The 16,095-nt window shown below is 68.8% G+C and carries 16 protein-coding genes; 8 read left to right on the forward strand and 8 right to left on the reverse strand.

Annotated elements, in window-relative coordinates:
- Positions 1-4 precede the first annotated feature (4 nt).
- From ftsA to SLG_RS02950, 5 genes are all read left to right on the forward strand, one after another.
- Positions 5-1,267 carry a cell division protein FtsA gene (gene ftsA / locus SLG_RS02930; RefSeq protein ID WP_014074925.1) on the forward strand — a complete coding sequence of 421 codons (1,263 nt, stop codon included), beginning with the start codon at positions 5-7 and terminating at the stop codon, positions 1,265-1,267.
- Between the two features lie 115 nt (positions 1,268-1,382).
- Complete coding sequence (ftsZ, locus tag SLG_RS02935) at positions 1,383-2,867, forward strand: cell division protein FtsZ (RefSeq protein ID WP_014074926.1); 1,485 nt, start codon at positions 1,383-1,385, stop codon at positions 2,865-2,867.
- Positions 2,868-2,921: 54 nt separating this feature from the next.
- Positions 2,922-4,724, forward strand: a complete 1,803-nt coding sequence (locus tag SLG_RS02940) for an SPOR domain-containing protein (protein ID WP_148276468.1) — start codon at positions 2,922-2,924, stop codon at positions 4,722-4,724.
- Positions 4,721-5,881 carry a deoxyguanosinetriphosphate triphosphohydrolase gene (locus SLG_RS02945; protein WP_014074928.1) on the forward strand — a complete coding sequence of 387 codons (1,161 nt, stop codon included), beginning with the start codon at positions 4,721-4,723 and terminating at the stop codon, positions 5,879-5,881. The genes SLG_RS02940 and SLG_RS02945 overlap by 4 nt, the downstream gene beginning before the upstream one ends.
- 36 nt (positions 5,882-5,917) lie before the next feature.
- Positions 5,918-6,595: a DUF938 domain-containing protein gene (locus SLG_RS02950; protein ID WP_014074929.1), complete on the forward strand. Its 678-nt coding sequence runs from the start codon at positions 5,918-5,920 to the stop codon at positions 6,593-6,595.
- Here the strand turns inward: SLG_RS02950 and SLG_RS02955 are convergent.
- The 8 genes from SLG_RS02955 to SLG_RS02990 all read right to left on the reverse strand — a co-directional run bounded on the left by SLG_RS02955 (position 6,558) and on the right by SLG_RS02990 (position 14,237).
- The gene (locus tag SLG_RS02955; protein ID WP_014074930.1) at positions 6,558-7,511 is read right to left on the reverse strand and encodes a DMT family transporter; all 954 of its coding nucleotides are present in this window, start codon (positions 7,509-7,511) and stop codon (positions 6,558-6,560) included. The two genes, SLG_RS02950 and SLG_RS02955, sit on opposite strands and share 38 nt — an antisense overlap.
- Positions 7,508-8,419, reverse strand: coding sequence for an EamA family transporter RarD (gene rarD / locus SLG_RS02960; RefSeq protein WP_014074931.1), 912 nt, complete (start codon positions 8,417-8,419; stop codon positions 7,508-7,510). Before rarD ends, SLG_RS02955 begins: the two co-directional genes overlap by 4 nt.
- Complete coding sequence (locus SLG_RS02965) at positions 8,416-8,637, reverse strand: hypothetical protein (RefSeq protein WP_041392478.1); 222 nt, start codon at positions 8,635-8,637, stop codon at positions 8,416-8,418. Before SLG_RS02965 ends, rarD begins: the two co-directional genes overlap by 4 nt.
- A 132-nt stretch (positions 8,638-8,769) precedes the next feature.
- Positions 8,770-9,345 carry a PEPxxWA-CTERM sorting domain-containing protein gene (locus SLG_RS21215; RefSeq protein ID WP_014074933.1) on the reverse strand — a complete coding sequence of 192 codons (576 nt, stop codon included), beginning with the start codon at positions 9,343-9,345 and terminating at the stop codon, positions 8,770-8,772.
- Between the two features lie 135 nt (positions 9,346-9,480).
- On the reverse strand, positions 9,481-10,764 hold the full coding sequence (locus SLG_RS02975; protein ID WP_014074934.1) for a cystathionine gamma-synthase family protein: 1,284 nt from the start codon (positions 10,762-10,764) through the stop codon (positions 9,481-9,483).
- A 100-nt stretch (positions 10,765-10,864) separates the two neighbouring features.
- A complete protein-coding gene (gene murA / locus SLG_RS02980) occupies positions 10,865-12,148 on the reverse strand; it encodes a UDP-N-acetylglucosamine 1-carboxyvinyltransferase (RefSeq protein ID WP_014074935.1) in 1,284 nt (427 codons plus the stop codon).
- 103 nt (positions 12,149-12,251) lie between these two features.
- Positions 12,252-13,571 (reverse strand): M20/M25/M40 family metallo-hydrolase, encoded by a 1,320-nt coding sequence (locus SLG_RS02985; RefSeq protein WP_014074936.1) that lies wholly within the window; start codon positions 13,569-13,571, stop codon positions 12,252-12,254.
- Positions 13,572-13,670: 99 nt separating this feature from the next.
- Positions 13,671-14,237 carry an HNH endonuclease gene (locus SLG_RS02990; RefSeq protein ID WP_014074937.1) on the reverse strand — a complete coding sequence of 189 codons (567 nt, stop codon included), beginning with the start codon at positions 14,235-14,237 and terminating at the stop codon, positions 13,671-13,673.
- 96 nt (positions 14,238-14,333) lie between these two features.
- On the opposite strand from SLG_RS02990, the gene gluQRS reads away from it, so the two are divergent.
- From gluQRS to SLG_RS03005, 3 genes are read left to right on the forward strand one after another with little or no spacing between them, the layout of a single operon-like run.
- Entirely contained in the window at positions 14,334-15,218 is an 885-nt protein-coding gene (gene gluQRS, locus SLG_RS02995) for a tRNA glutamyl-Q(34) synthetase GluQRS (protein WP_014074938.1), read from the forward strand.
- 32 nt (positions 15,219-15,250) lie between these two features.
- On the forward strand, positions 15,251-15,487 hold the full coding sequence (locus tag SLG_RS03000; protein WP_014074939.1) for an HIG1 domain-containing protein: 237 nt from the start codon (positions 15,251-15,253) through the stop codon (positions 15,485-15,487).
- Positions 15,488-15,501: 14 nt separating this feature from the next.
- Positions 15,502-16,086, forward strand: coding sequence for a cob(I)yrinic acid a,c-diamide adenosyltransferase (locus SLG_RS03005; RefSeq protein ID WP_014074940.1), 585 nt, complete (start codon positions 15,502-15,504; stop codon positions 16,084-16,086).
- Positions 16,087-16,095 lie beyond the last annotated feature (9 nt).

The following is a 16,095-nucleotide window of genomic DNA, read 5'->3' on the forward strand; positions in this document are numbered from 1 at the left end:
GCACATGGCGGGGGGGCGCAACGACGGGCTCATCACGGCGATCGACATCGGCACCTGGAAAGTGTCGGCGCTCATCGCGCGCAAGCAGGAGAACGGCACGCTGGCCGTGCTGGGCACTGGCCAGCGGGAAAGTCGGGGCGTGCGGCGCGGCTTCGTGATCGACATGGAGCGCACCGAACTCGCCGTGCGCGAGACGGTGGAGCAGGCGGAAAAGGTCGCCGGCACCAATATCGAGAAAGTCATCCTCAGCTTCTCGGGCGGCAGCGTCGAGAGCAAGGTCGAGCCAGTGGAAATGAGCATCGGCGGCCGGCGCATCGAGCAGGCGGACATCGACACGCTTTATGACCGCGCCCGCGAGCGCATCGATCCCGAGGGCCGCGTCATCCTGCAGGCGCAGCCCACGCTCTACACCATCGACGGCATGCGCGGCGTCGCGCGCCCGCTCGGCCTCCATGCCGACCGGCTGGGCGTGGACATCCATGTCGTGCTGGCGGACGGCGCGCCGCTGCGCAATCTGGAGACGAGCGTGCGCGGCGCCTATCTGGACGTGCAGGCGATCGTCGCGGCGCCCGTCGCCACCGCCACCGCCTGCCTTTCGGACGAGGAGCGCGATCTTGGCGTCGCGCTGGTCGAGCTGGGTGCGGGCGTCACGAACATCTCGCTGCACATCGGCGGCATGCTCGTGGGGCTGCGTTCCATTCCCATGGGCGCGGCAGACATCACGGACGACATCGCCTCGGCTTTCGGCATCCGCCGCAGCCAGGCCGAGCGCATGAAATGCTTCTACGGATCGGCCATGCAGTCGCGCCGGGATTTCCGCGAGATCATCGAGATCGCACCGGCAGCCAGCAGCGGCGACCATGCCGAGGCGCGCCGGGTGACGCGGGCCGAGCTGGTCGGCGTCATCTGCGAGCGGCTGGGCCGGCTCATGGGCGAGGTCGGCAAGGCGCTGGACGAGATGGGCTTCCATTCGCCGGTCGGCCGCCAGGTGGTGCTCACCGGCGGCGGTGCGGAACTGAAGGGCATCGCGGACTATGCGCAGACGGCGCTGGGCCGGGCCGTGCGCATCGGGCGACCAAAGGCGCTGGAGGCGCTGCCGGAAGCGCATCGCGGCCCCGCGTTCACGACCCTGACAGGACTGGCGTCCTATGCGCTGAAGGAGCGCGAGGACTTGCTGAACCGGCCTCTGGCGGAGCAGCGCGTGCACCGCGCGCGCGGCACCGCGATGGTGCAGCGGCTGATCGCCGCGTTGCGTGCGGGCTACTAGGGCCGGACGCAATATATTGTGGATGAATGGTTAAAAAGGACGTGAATTGGCCTCCCAACTGGTGCATGGTCCCCATGTATTGTTGGCGAGGATAGCGCCGGTAGGAGATTATTCGATGAGCATTGAGATCGGGCCGCCCCATGTGGACGAGCTGAAGCCGCGGATCACCGTGATCGGTGTCGGCGGCGCGGGCGGCAATGCGATCGCGAACATGATCGGGGCGTCGGTCGACGGGGTGGATTTCATCGTCGCCAACACCGATGCCCAGGCGCTCAATGCCTCCCCGGCGGAGCGTCGCATCCAGCTTGGCCCCCGCATCACCGAGGGGCTCGGCGCCGGATCGCGACCGGACATTGGTCGCGCGGCCGCCGAGGAAACGATCGCCGAGGTGCAGGAAGCGCTCGAGGGCGTCCATATGTGCTTCATTGCGGCGGGCATGGGCGGCGGCACCGGCACGGGCGCCGCGCCGGTCATCGCCAAGGCAGCGCGTGACAAGGGCATCCTCACGGTCGGCGTGGTCACCAAGCCGTTCACGTTCGAGGGTGCGCGTCGCATGCGCTCGGCCGAGCAGGGCATCGAGGACCTGCAGAAGCATGTCGACACGCTGATCGTCATCCCGAACCAGAACCTGTTCCTGATCGCCAATCCGAACACGACCTTCAAGGAAACGTTCGAGATGGCCGACGAAGTGCTGCAGCAGGGCGTGCGCGGCATCACCGACCTCATGGTCATGCCTGGCCTCATCAACCTCGACTTTGCCGACGTGCGCTCCGTGATGGAGGAAATGGGCAAGGCGATGATGGGCACCGGCGAGGCCGAGGGCGACGGACGCGCGCTGCAGGCCGCCGAAAAGGCAATCGCCAATCCGCTGCTCGACGGCGTCTCGATGCGTGGCGCCAAGGGCGTCATCGTCTCCATCGTCGGCGGCGAGGACATGCGCCTCATGGAAGTGGACGAGGCCGCGAACCACATTCGCGAGCTGGTCGATCCGGACGCCAACATCATCTGGGGCTCGGCCTTCAACGAGAGCCTCAACGGCAAGATCCGCGTCTCCGTGGTCGCCACGGGCATCGATACGGAAGCCGGCGCCAGCCAGCCCAAGAGCCAGCCTTTCCGGCTCGGCGACATGGGCGGCGCCTCGCGTCCGGCGGTCGGCACGGCGCCGTCCTTCGCGGCGGCCGCGCCCGCGCCGGCGGCTCCCGAGCCCGAACCTGCGACCGTGCTGGATCTCGGTTCCGTCGACGAGGATGAGGAGGAAGCCGCGCCGCCGGCCACCTTCACCGTTTCGGCACCGGAAGCGCCGGCAGGGGCAGCGCCCGCTTCCCCCCGTTTCCAGACGACGAAGTTCGACGACATCACTGGTGATGACGAGCTGGTGCTGGACAGCCCCTTCGAGGATGCGCCGGCGCCCGTCGTGCAGCCGCCGTCTCCGGCGCCCGCACCGGCGGCCGAGCAGCCCAAGGTGGTGGGCGGTACGCTGTTCGAGCGCATGTCGCAGCTCGCGCGCGGACAGACCCGCCCGGCGGACGACGATGACGGCGACAATGACCGCACCGACTTTGAAGTGCCGCGTTTTCTCAATCGGCAGAACAATCAGTAATCCGGCGTGCCGGGCGCTCTCCAGCGCCCGGCCGACCGGAGAGGGTATCGCATCGTGACAAGGACGCGCTGGTTCATGGCCCTGATGCTGGCCACGACCGCGGGCGCGCAGGCCCAGACGAGCGGCGAGGTGGTGCAGGCCACGCCTCCGGCCGCGGCGGTCGAGCAGCTCAATCGCAATCTGGCGCAGCTCTCGCGCAATCCGCAGGACGTCAATGCCCTGCTCGGCGCGGGGCAGGCGGCGCTCGACCTGGGTGACATACAGGCCGCCAACGGCTTCTATGCGCGCGCCAACATGGTCAATCCGCGGCTCGGCAAGGCAAAGCTCGGGCTGGCGATCGTCCAGATCGCGCTCAAGCAGCCGGTCGAGGCGGCGATGAACTTCGATCTCGCGGCGGAGCTTGGCGAGCAGGCGCAGGGCCATCTCGCGGAGCGGGGCCTGGCTTATGACCTTACCGGCCAGCAGGAGAAGGCCCAGCGCGATTACGCAGCGGCGTTACGCGCGAATCCGGGCGACCAGCTTGCGCGGCTGCGTCATGCCGTGTCGCTCGGCATATCCGGCCGGGTGGCTGAATCCGACAGCGAGCTGGAAAAACAGCTTTCCGATGGCGACCGGGAAGCGTGGCGCATGCGCGCCTTCATCTACGCCATGAACGGACGGATCGGGGAGGCGCGTCGCGTCACTCAGTCCGTCATGCCCAAGGGGCTCGCCGAGGCGCTCGATCCCTATATGCAGCGCTTGCCCCTGCTCGATGCCGGGCAGAAAGCGGCTGCGGCTTATTATGGCGAGTTTCCCGCCAATGTGCTGAAGCTGGCGGCGCCCGATCCGGTGCGCGAGCGTGACGTGCAGGTCGCGGCGGCCAATGCCGAGCGCGAGGCAGCACGGTCCTCGCGGCGCAACCGATCATCAGACCGCAATGCGGGCCGGGACAGCCGCCAGCGTACGGCGAATGCGGGGCAAGCTGCGGAGAGGCCGAGCGCGAGCACACCGGCGTCTGCTGGCTGGTCAAACGCGCCCAAGGCACCGGCCGGGCAGCCCCCGGCGCCGACGACACCCACGCCGACGCCTGCCCCCGCGCCTGCAGCATCGGCGCCCGCATCCACGCAGCTCGCCTCCGGCGCACAGACGGCGCCGCCGTCGCGCGCGACCACGCCACCCCCGGCACCCGCGCCGCAGACTCAAGGCGCGACAGCCGCGCCGCCGCGCGCGCAGGGGCCGAGCGACCCTGGCACCGCCATCGCCGCCGCGACGCCTTCGACGCCGCCCTCCGGGCCCGCGCCGGCACCGGCTCCATCGGCCGGGGCGCCTTCCCCCGGCTTCAGCCCCTCCGCCCAGCCCGTTGCCGCGCCGGCGCCTTCGCTGGCCGATGCGCTTTCCGCTCTCTCGATTCCCGAGGAAGAACGGCGGAGGGCCGCCGCCGCCGATCTGGAGGCCGTCGCGCGCATCCAGGAGCAGCGGCGCAAGGCGCAGGCCGCAGCGGACGCCAAGGCGAAAGCGGAGGCCGAGGCAAAAGCCAAGGCCCGGGCCGAGGCGGAAGCCGAGAAGAAGGCCGAAGCCGAGCGCAAGGCTAAGCTCGCCGCCAATCCCTCCCGCAACTGGGTGCAGATCGCCACCGGCAAGGACGTCGATGCGCTTGCGTTCGACTTGCGCCGCATGCGCCGGACCTATGCCGACGCAATCGGCGATCAGGCCGGCTGGACGGCGCAGTGGGGCGCGACCCGGCGGCTGCTGGTCGGCCCGTTCAAGAATGTGGAGGATGCCCGCGCGGTGGTGGCGAAGATCGCCAAGTCCGGCGGGGACGCGTTCCTCTGGCAAAGTGAGGCGGGCGAGGACGTCACGAAGATCGGCGGCAAGTGACGCGGCTCGCATCCTTTGCCTGCGATCCGGCGCACAGCCGGGGCCGGTGCCATGCCGAGCCGGGCGGCGAGGCGCGCGGCCCGCGCGACATGTTCCAGCGCGATCGTGACAGGATCATCCATTCCATCGCCTTCCGCCGCCTGCGCCACAAGACGCAGGTGTTCATCGCGCCGGACGGCGACCATTATCGCGTCCGCCTGACGCACAGCCTGGAAGTCGCGCAGATCGGCCGCACCATCGCGCGCGTGCTCGGCCTCAACGAGGATCTGACCGAGGGGCTGTGCCTGGCGCATGATATCGGCCATCCCCCCTTCGGCCACAGCGGCGAGGACGCGCTTGAGGAAGCGATGGCGGCGCATGGCGGCTTCGATCACAATGCCCATTGCCTGCGCACGCTGACCACGCTCGAAAATGCCTATCCGCGCTTTCCCGGCCTCAACCTGAGCTGGGAGATGCTGGAAGGGCTCGCCAAGCATAACGGCCCCGTCACCGCGCCCAACTGGGCCATGCGGGAAGTCGATGCCGCCTTTCCGCTCGATCTGGAAAGCTGGCCGTCGCTGGAAGCGCAGGTCGCCGCGCTGGCGGACGACATCGCTTATGACAATCACGATATCGACGATGGGCTGCGCGCAGGCATCCTCTCGCTCGAGCAGATTCTGGCGGTGCCGCTGGTGCGCCGGAGCTGGGACCTGGTCACGGCCCGCCATCCCGATCTTCCGGCCGAGCGGCTGATGCGCGAGCTGGTGCGCGAACAGATCGGCCTCATGGTCAATGATCTCATCGCCACCACCCGCGCCAACATCGCGGCCGCCGGGCTCGCGCAGGCCGATGTGGCGGCCGTGCGCGCCGCGGGCCATGCCATCGCCGCTTTCTCGGACGGGATGCGCGAGGAAGAGCGGGTGCTCAAGCGCTTCATGTACGCCAATCTCTATCATCACCCCAGCCAGCTGGAGGCGGCCGGCCGGGCGCGCATCATCGTGCGGGACCTGTTCGCTGCCTATCATGCCGATCCGGCGCTGATGGGAACGGCGTGGGACGCAACCTGCTCGGCCGATGAGCCCTGGCGCAGCCGTCACATCGCCGATTATATCGCCGGGATGACCGACCGCTTCGCCGAGCGCGCCCACCGGGAGATTTTCGGCGACCGCGCGTCGTGAACCTTGCGGGCGTGGAGCAGGACGGGAGACCGGCGCATGAGTGAGGATCGCGGCCTGCCACCCGGCGCGCGGCCATGGCTCGCCGCCGAAAGCCCGGCCGCCGGGGACAAGCGCCATGCGCCCGCCACGGCGCGCAATCGCGATGCCATTGCCGAGGTGCTCGCACGGACCCTGCCGCCGCACGGCCGCGTGCTGGAAGTCGCGAGCGGATCGGGCGAGCATGTCGTCCATTTCGCGCGGCTCTTCCCCGGCCTCGTCTGGCAGCCGAGCGACCCCGATCCCGCGGCGCTGGCGTCGATCGCGGCGTGGAGCGCCGAGGCAGGCCTTGCCAATGTCGCGCCGCCGCTGCGCCTCGATGCCGCCGCGCCGGAGACATGGGGCGTCGGGCAGGCGGACGCGGCGCTGTGCATCAACATGGTGCACATCAGCCCATGGGCGGCGACGGTGGGTCTGTTGAGCGGATGTGCGTCGATCCTGCCACCGGGCGCGCCGCTGATCCTTTACGGTCCCTATCTCGAAGACGATGTGGAGACGGCGTCCTCAAACCTGGCGTTCGATGCCTCGCTGAAAGCGCGCAACCCCGAATGGGGATTGCGGGACGTAGCCGACGTTGATCGGCTCGCAGCCGAATGCGGTTTCGAGCGAACGCAGCGCGTCGAAATGCCCGCGAACAATCTCAGCCTGATCTACCGGCGCGGTCCTCGTTCGGGCTGATGATGCTTGCGCGACGGCGCACATGCTCGCGCCAGGCGATGTAGAGGCCGCTCACCGCGATGAGGGCGGCGCCGGCCCAGGTGGAGGGCGCCGGCCAGCTGGCCCAGAGCAGCCAGCCTGCCCAGGTGGCCCAGATCATCTGGCTGTAGTCCATGGGGATCACGATCGAGACCGGGCCCCAGCGCAGCGCGGCCGTCATCAGCAGTTGCGCCGCGCCGCCGGTGACGCCCAGCGCCACGAACAGCGCCCAGCCGACGGGATCATGCGCCTGCCCGGCCCAGAGCATGACGATGCCGAGCGGTGGCAGCGAAAGCAGCGTGAACCAGAAGACGATGACCGGCGCCTGCTCGACGCGCCCGAGATCGCGCAGCACGATGGCGACGATGGCCGTGACCAGCGCGCCGGAGAGCGCGACGACGAGGCCCAGCGATGCGAAACTGGCCGATTCGGGATGGGCCATGATGACCACGCCGACGAAGCCCAGCAGCACCGCGCCCCAGCGGTGAATGCCGGTCGGCTCCTTGAGCACCAGCGCGGACAGGATCGTGGCGAAGATCGGCATGGTGAAGCCGATGGTCGTCGCTTCCGCCAGCGGCATCAGCGCGACCGCGCCGAAGTTCAGCAGCATGCCGAACAGGCCGAGCCCGGTCCGCGCGACATGGGTGCGCATCGGCGCCATCGGCACCAGCGCCAGCCCGAGCGTGGCGAAGGCCCAGCCGGCCGCCACCGGAAAGGCGAAGAGCTGGCGGTAGAACAGGATCTCGCCCAGGTTCGCGCCGCGCTCCACCAGCAGCTTGCCGATGGCATAAGTGAGCGCGAGCATCATCATCGCCAGCAGCCGCAGCACGATGGCGTAGATCGGCCGGTCGCGCCTGTCCTCGCGGATATGCGGGAGCGCCCCTGCGGGCTGCGTCATGCCCTGCGCGCTCCCCGCAGGCTATCCCAGACGAACAGCGCGAGCGCCGCCCAGATCAGCAGGAAGCTGGCCCAGCGCTCGGGCGAGAGCGTCTCGCCCAGCAGCAGCACGCCGCTCAGGAACTGCAATGTCGGCGCGATATATTGCATGAGGCCGAGCGTCACCAGCGGCAGCGCGCGCGCAGCACTGGCGAAGAGGATGAGCGGCACGGAGGTGACGGCACCCAGGCCGATCAGCAGCGTCGTGGTCCAGATGTCGCGGCCGAACACGAGGCTGCCGTCGCGCGCGACCCAGGCCAGCACCGCGAGCGCGAGCGGGGCCAGCAGCAGCGTCTCCACCGCGAGTCCCACCGAGGCGGGCACCGGCGTCAGCTTGCGCACCAGCCCGTAGAGCGCGAAGCTGATGGCCAGCGTGAGACTGATCCACAGCGTCTGGATTTCTCCCGCCGCCAGAATGGCCACGCCGACGCCCGCGAGCAGCACCGCGATGAACTGGCCGCGCTGCAGCCGCTCCTTGAGCACCAAAGTGCCGAGCAGCACATTGACGAGCGGATTGAGGAAATAGCCAAGGCTTGCGGCCACGACATGGCGCGTGTCGACAGCCCAGACATAGACCAGCCAATTGGCGGCGATGAGCAGGGCACTGATCGCCAGTGCCGCCACGATGCGTGGCTGGCGCAGCGAATCGCGCAGGGCGGGATAGAGCCGGTAGCTCGCCAGGACGATCGCGAGGAACGCGACCGACCAGACGATGCGGTGCGCCACCACTTCCATCGGCAAGGCGCCATGGATCAGCTTGAAATAGAGCGGCAGCAGGCCCCACATGCCATAAGCGCCAAGGCCGGCAAGCAGCCCGGCGCGATGGCGGGCCTGCAGCTCGGCTTCGCTGAGGGGGAGCGGGGCGTTCAAAACAGGCCGCCCCCCGCCCACAGGCGCAGCATCCCGAAGGCCGCGACTGCGAGGCAGAAATTGCGTGCGCCGTTCCCGCTCGCGAACTGGCCGACAAGCGCGCCGAACAGCGCGAGCGGCACGATCAGCCAGTTGGCCCAGCCGAGGCCGGGGATGATGGCTGGAATGGCGAGGATGAGCGCGACCGCGCCGATCAGGACGGAAAGCAGCGAAACCATGCGCGCGCCATGAGCCTCGGCGCTCGTCTTGGCAAGAGCGCCGCGCCCCATGACAGGATCGCGCGGACAGGGCGCCCGCAAAAGGGCCGTGCAGCAGGGGCCAGCCGGGTGGCCGACCCCTGCTTGCCGCGATCAGGCGAACCGGATCCGGGTGGCGCGCTGGCGGCGCATCGCGCCACCGGCGAGCGCGAAGCCGCCGATCATCATCGCCCAGGTGGCGGGCTCGGGCACCGCGCCGGCGCTGGCGACATCATAGGTCACGTCATCGATGACCCAAAAATTGCCGCCCGAGCCCGTGATCACCACCTTGTCGACGAGGCCGGCATAGCCGTTGCCGATCAGGGTCGGTGCAGCGCTCAGCGACACAGCGCCCGTCGAAGAGACCAGCGACCCGCCGAGATAGAGGTCGACCAACAGCGTGTTAAAGCCTGCGAAATATGCGCCGCCGAATGTGATGGGGGCGGCCCACATCATCGTGCCGGTGGGCGATGACGAGTCGGCATAGGCACGGAAGCTGCCGGACGCCGGGGTGTAGGGCGACTGCTCGCCTTCATAGACATACCAGCCATTGGCGGACCAGTCGATGCCGCCATAATTGGCCGGTATCGCGCCGTTGCTGAGGTCGTCGAAATCGACCACCACGGCCTGCGATGCGGAGGGCGCAACCGCGAGAGCGGCGGCGAGCAGCAGATATTTCGTCTTGAACATGATTTTTCTCCCACGATTCGCCGCCAGCAGGACCCCCGTACGCGGCTCATGCTCCCTGGCCGCGCACCCACCCGGGTTGCAATCTGATTAACCCTGTATCGCGCGTGCCTGATCGGGACAGGTGACCGCAGCCGGTCAGGCGAGGTCCAGCGCGAGCCCCAGATCGGCGATCAGGTCGTCGGGATGCTCGATGCCGATCGACAGGCGGATGGTCGAATCCAGCACGCCGATCCGCTCGCGCACCGCCGCCGCCACGCCGCTGTGCGTGGTGGTCGCGGGATGGCTCGCGAGCGATTCCGTGCCACCCAGGCTGACGGCCAGCTTGAAGATGCGCAGCGCGTTGAGGAAGCGGAACGCAGCGGCCTGCCCGCCCACGATGTCGAAGGAGAAAGTCGATCCCGCGCCGGTGCATTGCGCGTGGAAAGCGCGGCCGGTGGGTGAGAGCTGATCGGCGAAGGGCAGGTAATGGATGTCGCCTACCTTGGGATGATCGCGCAGGAAGGTGGCGATGCGGCCCGCATTGTCGTTGGCGCGCTCCATGCGCAGCGCCAGCGTTTCCAGGCTGCGGCCGAGCATCCAGCAACTGTTGGGGTCGAGCTGGGTGCCGATGGCGCTGCGCAGCGCGCGCACCGGCCGCATGACGTCCCTCGCGCCCAGCGCTGCGCCGGCGATCAGGTCCGAATGGCCGCCGACATATTTGGTGAGCGAATAGAGCGAGATGTCCGCGCCATGCTCGATCGGCCGCTGGAAGACCGGGCCGAGCAGCGTGTTGTCGCACATGATGATCGGGCGGTGGCCTTCCTGCTGCGCCGCGATCTCCTCGGCGATCTCGCGGATCAGGGCAATGCGCACCAGCCCGTTGGTGGGATTGGCCGGCGTCTCGATGAGGATGGCGGCAAGGCGACCCTTGCCGGCGGCTTCCCGCGCGGCGGCCTCGATATTCTCGCGGTCCACGCCATTGGTGAAGCCGACCGAAAGAATGCCGAGCCGTGCGAGGCTATTGCCCAGCAGTGTCTCCGTACCACCATAGAGCGGCTGGGAATGCAGCACCACGTCGCCGGGGCGCAGATAAGCGAGCAGGCTCGTCGTGATGGCCGACATGCCCGAGGAGAAGAGCACGCAGGCTTCCGTGCGCTCGTAGACCGCAAGGCGATCCTCCACGATCTCGCTGTTGGGGTGATTGAAGCGGGAATAGACGAGGCCGCCTTCCTGCCCGGCCGGCGGCTCCCTGCGGCCGGACACATAATCGAAGAAGTCCTTCCCTTCCTCGGCGGACCTGAACGCGAAGGTGGAGGTGAGGAACACCGGCGGCTTCACCGCGCCTTCGGAGAGGGCGGGGTCATAGCCATAGTTCAGCATCTGGGTTTCGGGGTGCAGCGCGTGGCCGCCGATATGGGTCTTGCGGGAATTGTCGGTCATGGCGCGCTCCTGGCGGCAATGGGTTCATGCTCCGAGCATAGCCCGGGACAGCGCCGACACCATGTTATTTTATTGCGGGCGCCTGTTGCCCGCCGGTCCCTCAGCCGTCGCTGTCGCGCTCGATGTCGGCGCCGACGGCGGAGAGCTTCTCCTCCAGCCGCTCATAGCCCCGGTCGAGATGGTAGACGCGATTGACGATCGTCTCGCCCTGCGCGGCGAGGCCCGCGAGAATGAGGCTCATCGAGGCGCGCAGGTCCGTCGCCATCACGGGCGCGCCGGTGAGGCCCGGCACCCCGCGCACGACTGCCGTGCGGCCGTTCACCGTGATGTCCGCGCCCATGCGCGTCAGTTCGGGCACATGCATGTAGCGGTTCTCGAAGATCGTCTCGGTAAGCACGCTCGCGCCGTCCGCCAGCGCCAGCATCGCCATGAACTGCGCCTGCATGTCCGTCGGGAAGCCGGGGTGCGGCGCGGTGGAGAGCGTGAGCGGCTTCAGCCGTCCATTCGCTGCCACGCGCAGGCTCCGGCCGCTTTCCTCGATATGCACGCCCGCGTCGCGCAGGCCCTTGAGGATGGCATGCATGTCATCGCTGCTCGCGCCGACCAGCTCCAGCTCGCCGCCGGTGATGGCGGCCGCGCAGGCATAGCTGCCGGCCTCGATCCGGTCGGGCATCACTTTGTAGGTGGTGCCGTAGAGCCGCGGCTTGCCGTGGACCACGAGCCGGTCCGTGCCGATCCCCTCGATCTCGCTGCCCATGGCGACGAGCAGGCCGCACAGGTCCACGATCTCCGGCTCGCGCGCGGCATTCTCGATCACGGTCTCGCCGCTGGCGAGCGACGCGGCCATGAGCGCGTTCTCGGTGGCGCCGACCGACGGGAAGGGGAAGGAAATGAGCGCGCCGCGCAGGCCGCCGTCCGGCGCCAGCGCGCGCACATAGCCATTGGCCATCTCGATCGTCGCGCCCAGCGTCTGGAACGCCTGGAGGTGGAAGTCGATCGGCCGGTTGCCGATGGCGCAGCCGCCCGGCAGCGAGACGGTCGCTTCGCCCGCGCGCGCGAGCAGCGGCCCCAGCACCACGATGGAGGCGCGCATCTTGCGCACGATGTCATAAGGCGCGACGCTGGACGTGATGCGGTTCGCCCGCAGCGTCATAACCCGGCCGAAATCCTCCTGCCGCGAGCCCTCGACAGTGGTCGAGACGCCGAGCTGGTTGAGCAGGTGGCCGAAGCTGTCGACATCCGCCAGCCGCGGCAGGTTGCGCAGCGTCAGCGGCTCCTCGGTGAGCAGCGCGCAGGGCAGCAGCGTGAGCGCTGCGTTCTTTGCGCCGGAGATGGTGATCCTGCCGGAGAGCGGCTTGCCGCCGCGAATGACGATACGGTCCATCGCGGCTTCCTAGCGTGTGCCGCGCCGAGCGCAAGTGGGGCAGGGGTCCGCGCGCCGATGCCGGGCGGATTTTCGCCCGATGCCATGGCCCGGGCGCGGCCGCCTATCGTGCCGACGGCTCGCGGCTCAGCCGGGACATCAGCAGCGCGGCGCGCTTGGCCTGCCGCTGGAAGCTGGGCAGGTCCACGCTTTCACCCGGCGCATGGCTGCCCGCGCCATCCGGCCCCAGACCGGCGAGGCCGTCCACGTCCGCCGCGACGAAGCCGATGTCGCCCGCGCCCCGCCGCAGCGGATCGAGCGCCGGCATCGCGGGGAGGCCGAGGTCGCCGTTCACGGCATTGAGCCGGGTCAGCAGCGCGGTGTTGCCCTCGGTCGGCGCCATCGGCGGATAGCCTTCCTTGAAGCTGATCGTGGCCTGCGCGCCGGGGCCGTGTGCCGCGACGATCTGCTCGATCTTCTGGCGCACCCGCGCCGCCTGTTCGGGCGTGAGCGCGCGATAATCGCCGGTGGCGACGGCCTGCGCGGGAATGATGTTGGTCTTGCCGCTGGCGCTCACCGAGGCGTCGTTCGCCGCCAGTTCCGCCTGCGCGCCCCCGGCGACGAGGCCGATGTTGAAGGTGAGGTTAGGCTCGGGCAGTTCCTTGCGCATGGTGCTGATGATGCGCGCGACTTCATAGATCGCGCCATCGCCCACCTGGCCGAAGATACCGCTGGAGTGCCCCGATTTCGCCGTCACGCGGATGGTGTAGCTGGTCGAGGAGCGCCGCGCGATCGAGCCATAGTCCTGCCCGTCGATGGTCACCAGTCCCTCGAAGTCGAGCGCGGCGTCGGCGCGCTTGCCCGCCGCGATCAGGTCCGCGCGAGCGGCGTCGATGGGCTCGCCCACCGATTCCTCGTCGCCGGTCAGCACCACTTCGATGTTGGCGTCGCGCAGCGTGCCCGCGTCCTTCATGGCCTTGAGCGCCATCAGCATCACGACCACGCCGCCCTTGTCGTCGCCGATGCCGGGGCCGGTCGCCGTATCGCCCTTGCGCTCGAACCTCTGGAACGGCGAGCTTTCCTCGAACACCGTGTCGAGATGGCCGATCAGCAGCAGCCGCTTGGTGCCCGGCTTGCCGCTGTGCGTCGCGATGATGTGCCCGGCGCGGCCCGTTGCGTCCATCGGCTTCCATGTGACGGTGAAGCCGAGCGTCTCCAGCTCCGGTCGCACCATTTCGGCGACCTTGATGACGCCCGGGATGTTGCGGGTGCCCGAGTTCTGGTTGACCATCCGTTCCAGCAGCGCGATCGCCTCTTCCTGCTGCGCTTCCACGCTGCGGACCATGCGCTGCTCGGCGGCGCTGAGCTTCGCCGCGGCGGGACTGGCGGCGAGCGCGAGGAGGGGAAGGGCGAGCAGGCGCGCGGCGCGGGGGAAGTGGATCATGGCGCGCACGATAGGCGAAGTGCGGCGGGCTTTTCCAGCCCTCGCGCATCGCTCCCGCGCAATGCCGCCGCGTCGTCTCTCCGGCCGGAGTCGCAGGCCTCAGGCCAGCAGCTCGACATCCCAGTAGAGCCAGTCATGCCAGCTGTCGTGCAGATGGTTGGGCGGGAAGGCGCGGCCATGATCCTGGAGTTGCCAGCTCGTCGGGCGGATTGGCTGCTCGCGCAGCGCCATGTTGGCCTCGCGCGGGGTGCGGCCGCCCTTGCGCAGGTTGCAGGGCGAGCAGGCGGTGGCCACATTCTCCCATGTCGTGCGTCCGCCGGCGCGGCGCGGCACCACATGGTCGAAGGTCAGGTCGCTGGTCGCGCCGCAATAGAGGCAGGAGAAGCGGTCGCGCAGGAAGAGATTGAAGCGGGTGAAGGCGGGATATTCGCTCGGCCGCACATATTGCTTGAGCGCGATCACCGATGGAATGCGCATCTGGAAGCTGGGCGAGTGGACTTCCCGGTCGTAGCTGGAGACGATGTCCACCCGATCCAAAAAAACCGCCTTGATGGCGGTTTGCCAGGGCCAGAGGCTCAGCGGATAATAGGAAAGCGGGGTATAGTCGGCATTGAGGACCAGTGCCGGACAGTTTTCTGGATGGCGTATTCGATCGGGATGATACATGCGCGCTCGTGCCCCTTTCGTTGCGCCGCGATCCATCGTTGAGAACCGTGACGTCCTCATGACAGCAGAGATGATGACTCCTCGTCAAGAGCTAGTATGACCCGGGTAGACGCTCCACGACATCTGGTGACGCGCTTCGCGCCCAGCCCGACCGGCCGGCTCCATATAGGGCATGGCTGGTCCGCCCTGCAGGCCCATGATCTCGCGCGGGAAAGTGGCGGCACTTTCCTCCTGCGCATCGAGGACACGGACGTGACTCGCTGCCGCCCGGAATTCACCCAGGCCATCCTGGAGGATCTGCGCTGGCTCGGCATTGGCTGGGATGGACTCTTGATCCAGTCGACGCGGTTCCCGGCCTATGAAGCGGCGCTGGAGGCACTGAAAGGGCAGGGCGTTGCTTATCCCTGCTTCTGCACGCGCGGCGACATCGCGCGCGAGCTGGCGGCGAGTCTCCACGCGCCGCACGGGGCGGACGGGCCGCTCTATCCGGGGACATGCCGTGGCCTCGATCCGGCGACGCGCGCGGAACGGATCGCGCGGGGCGATCCCCATAGCTGGCGGCTGGACATGGGCGCGGCGCTTGCCCGCACCGGGCCGCTCAGCTGGCACGATGCGCAGGCGGGGGACGTGCCGGTCGACCCCGGCGCGCTGGGCGATCTTATCCTCAAGGGGCGCGACCGCCCGGCCAGCTATCATCTCGCGGTGGTGGTGGACGATGCCGCGCAAGGCGTGACGGACGTGGTGCGCGGGCGCGACGTGTTCGCCTCGACTCATGCGCATCGCACCCTGCAGGCGCTGCTCGGCCTGCCCGTGCCGCTGTATCGCCATCATGCTCTGGTGGTGGATGCCGAGGGCAAGCGCCTCGCCAAGCGCAGCGAAGGGCTGGCTCTTGCCGATCTGCGGGCGGCGGGCGCGGACGGGCGGGGGCTGGCGGACGATCTGCGGGCAGGGCGGTTTCCGGTTGGAATATTCCTCCGCTGAACCTACATCGCTCCAAACGGAGTCTTATCCCGATGGGCAATGTCGTTCTCGTAATCCTCATCATCCTCGCGGCGCTCGGCGCGGTGGCTTATCTCGTGCGTGGCGTCGTCACGTTCCTGAAGACGACGGAAGCCGATCTGCGGAATGACGGCACCGGCCCCAGCCAGTCGAGCCTCAAGCAGAACCGGATGATGATGGGCCGCGTCACCATGCAGGCGGCGGCGATCCTGCTGATAGCGCTGCTGCTGCTGTTCAACGGCAGCAAATAACCGGCTGAACAGTCTTGGTCCGCCTCAATCGCATTTACACGCGGACGGGCGATGACGGCACGACCGGGCTGGTCGACGGCACGCGCGTGGCCAAGGACGATCCGCGCATGGCCGCGATCGGCGAGGTGGACGAGCTGAACAGCGCGCTCGGTCTGGCCATCGCCGCCATGGCAGGCGAGCCGTCGGCGGCAAGTCTCCTCCAGGGCATCCAGAACGATCTCTTCGATCTCGGCGCCGATCTCGCGACCCCGGGCGAGAACTTCACGCCTTCGGAGATGGTGCTGCGTATCGTCCCGGCGCAGGTCGAGCGGCTCGAGCAGGCCATCGACCGGCTCAACGATCCCATTCCGCCCCTGCGCAGCTTCATCCTGCCCGGCGGCAGCGAGAGCGCCGCCCGCGTGCATCTCGCCCGGGCCATTGCCCGGCGCGCCGAACGGGTGGTGCTGACGGCGAGCCGGGCCATGGCGATCAACCCGGCCGCGCTCGCTTATCTCAACCGGCTCTCCGACCTGCTGTTCGTCCTCGCGCGTGCGCTCAACGGCAATGGCGCCGGGGATATCCTCTGGGTGCCGGGCGCCAGCCGCGCGGCGCAGGACTGAGGCGCAGGC

The organism is Sphingobium sp. SYK-6, from assembly GCF_000283515.1.
GTDB classification, from domain to species: domain Bacteria; phylum Pseudomonadota; class Alphaproteobacteria; order Sphingomonadales; family Sphingomonadaceae; genus Sphingobium; species Sphingobium lignivorans.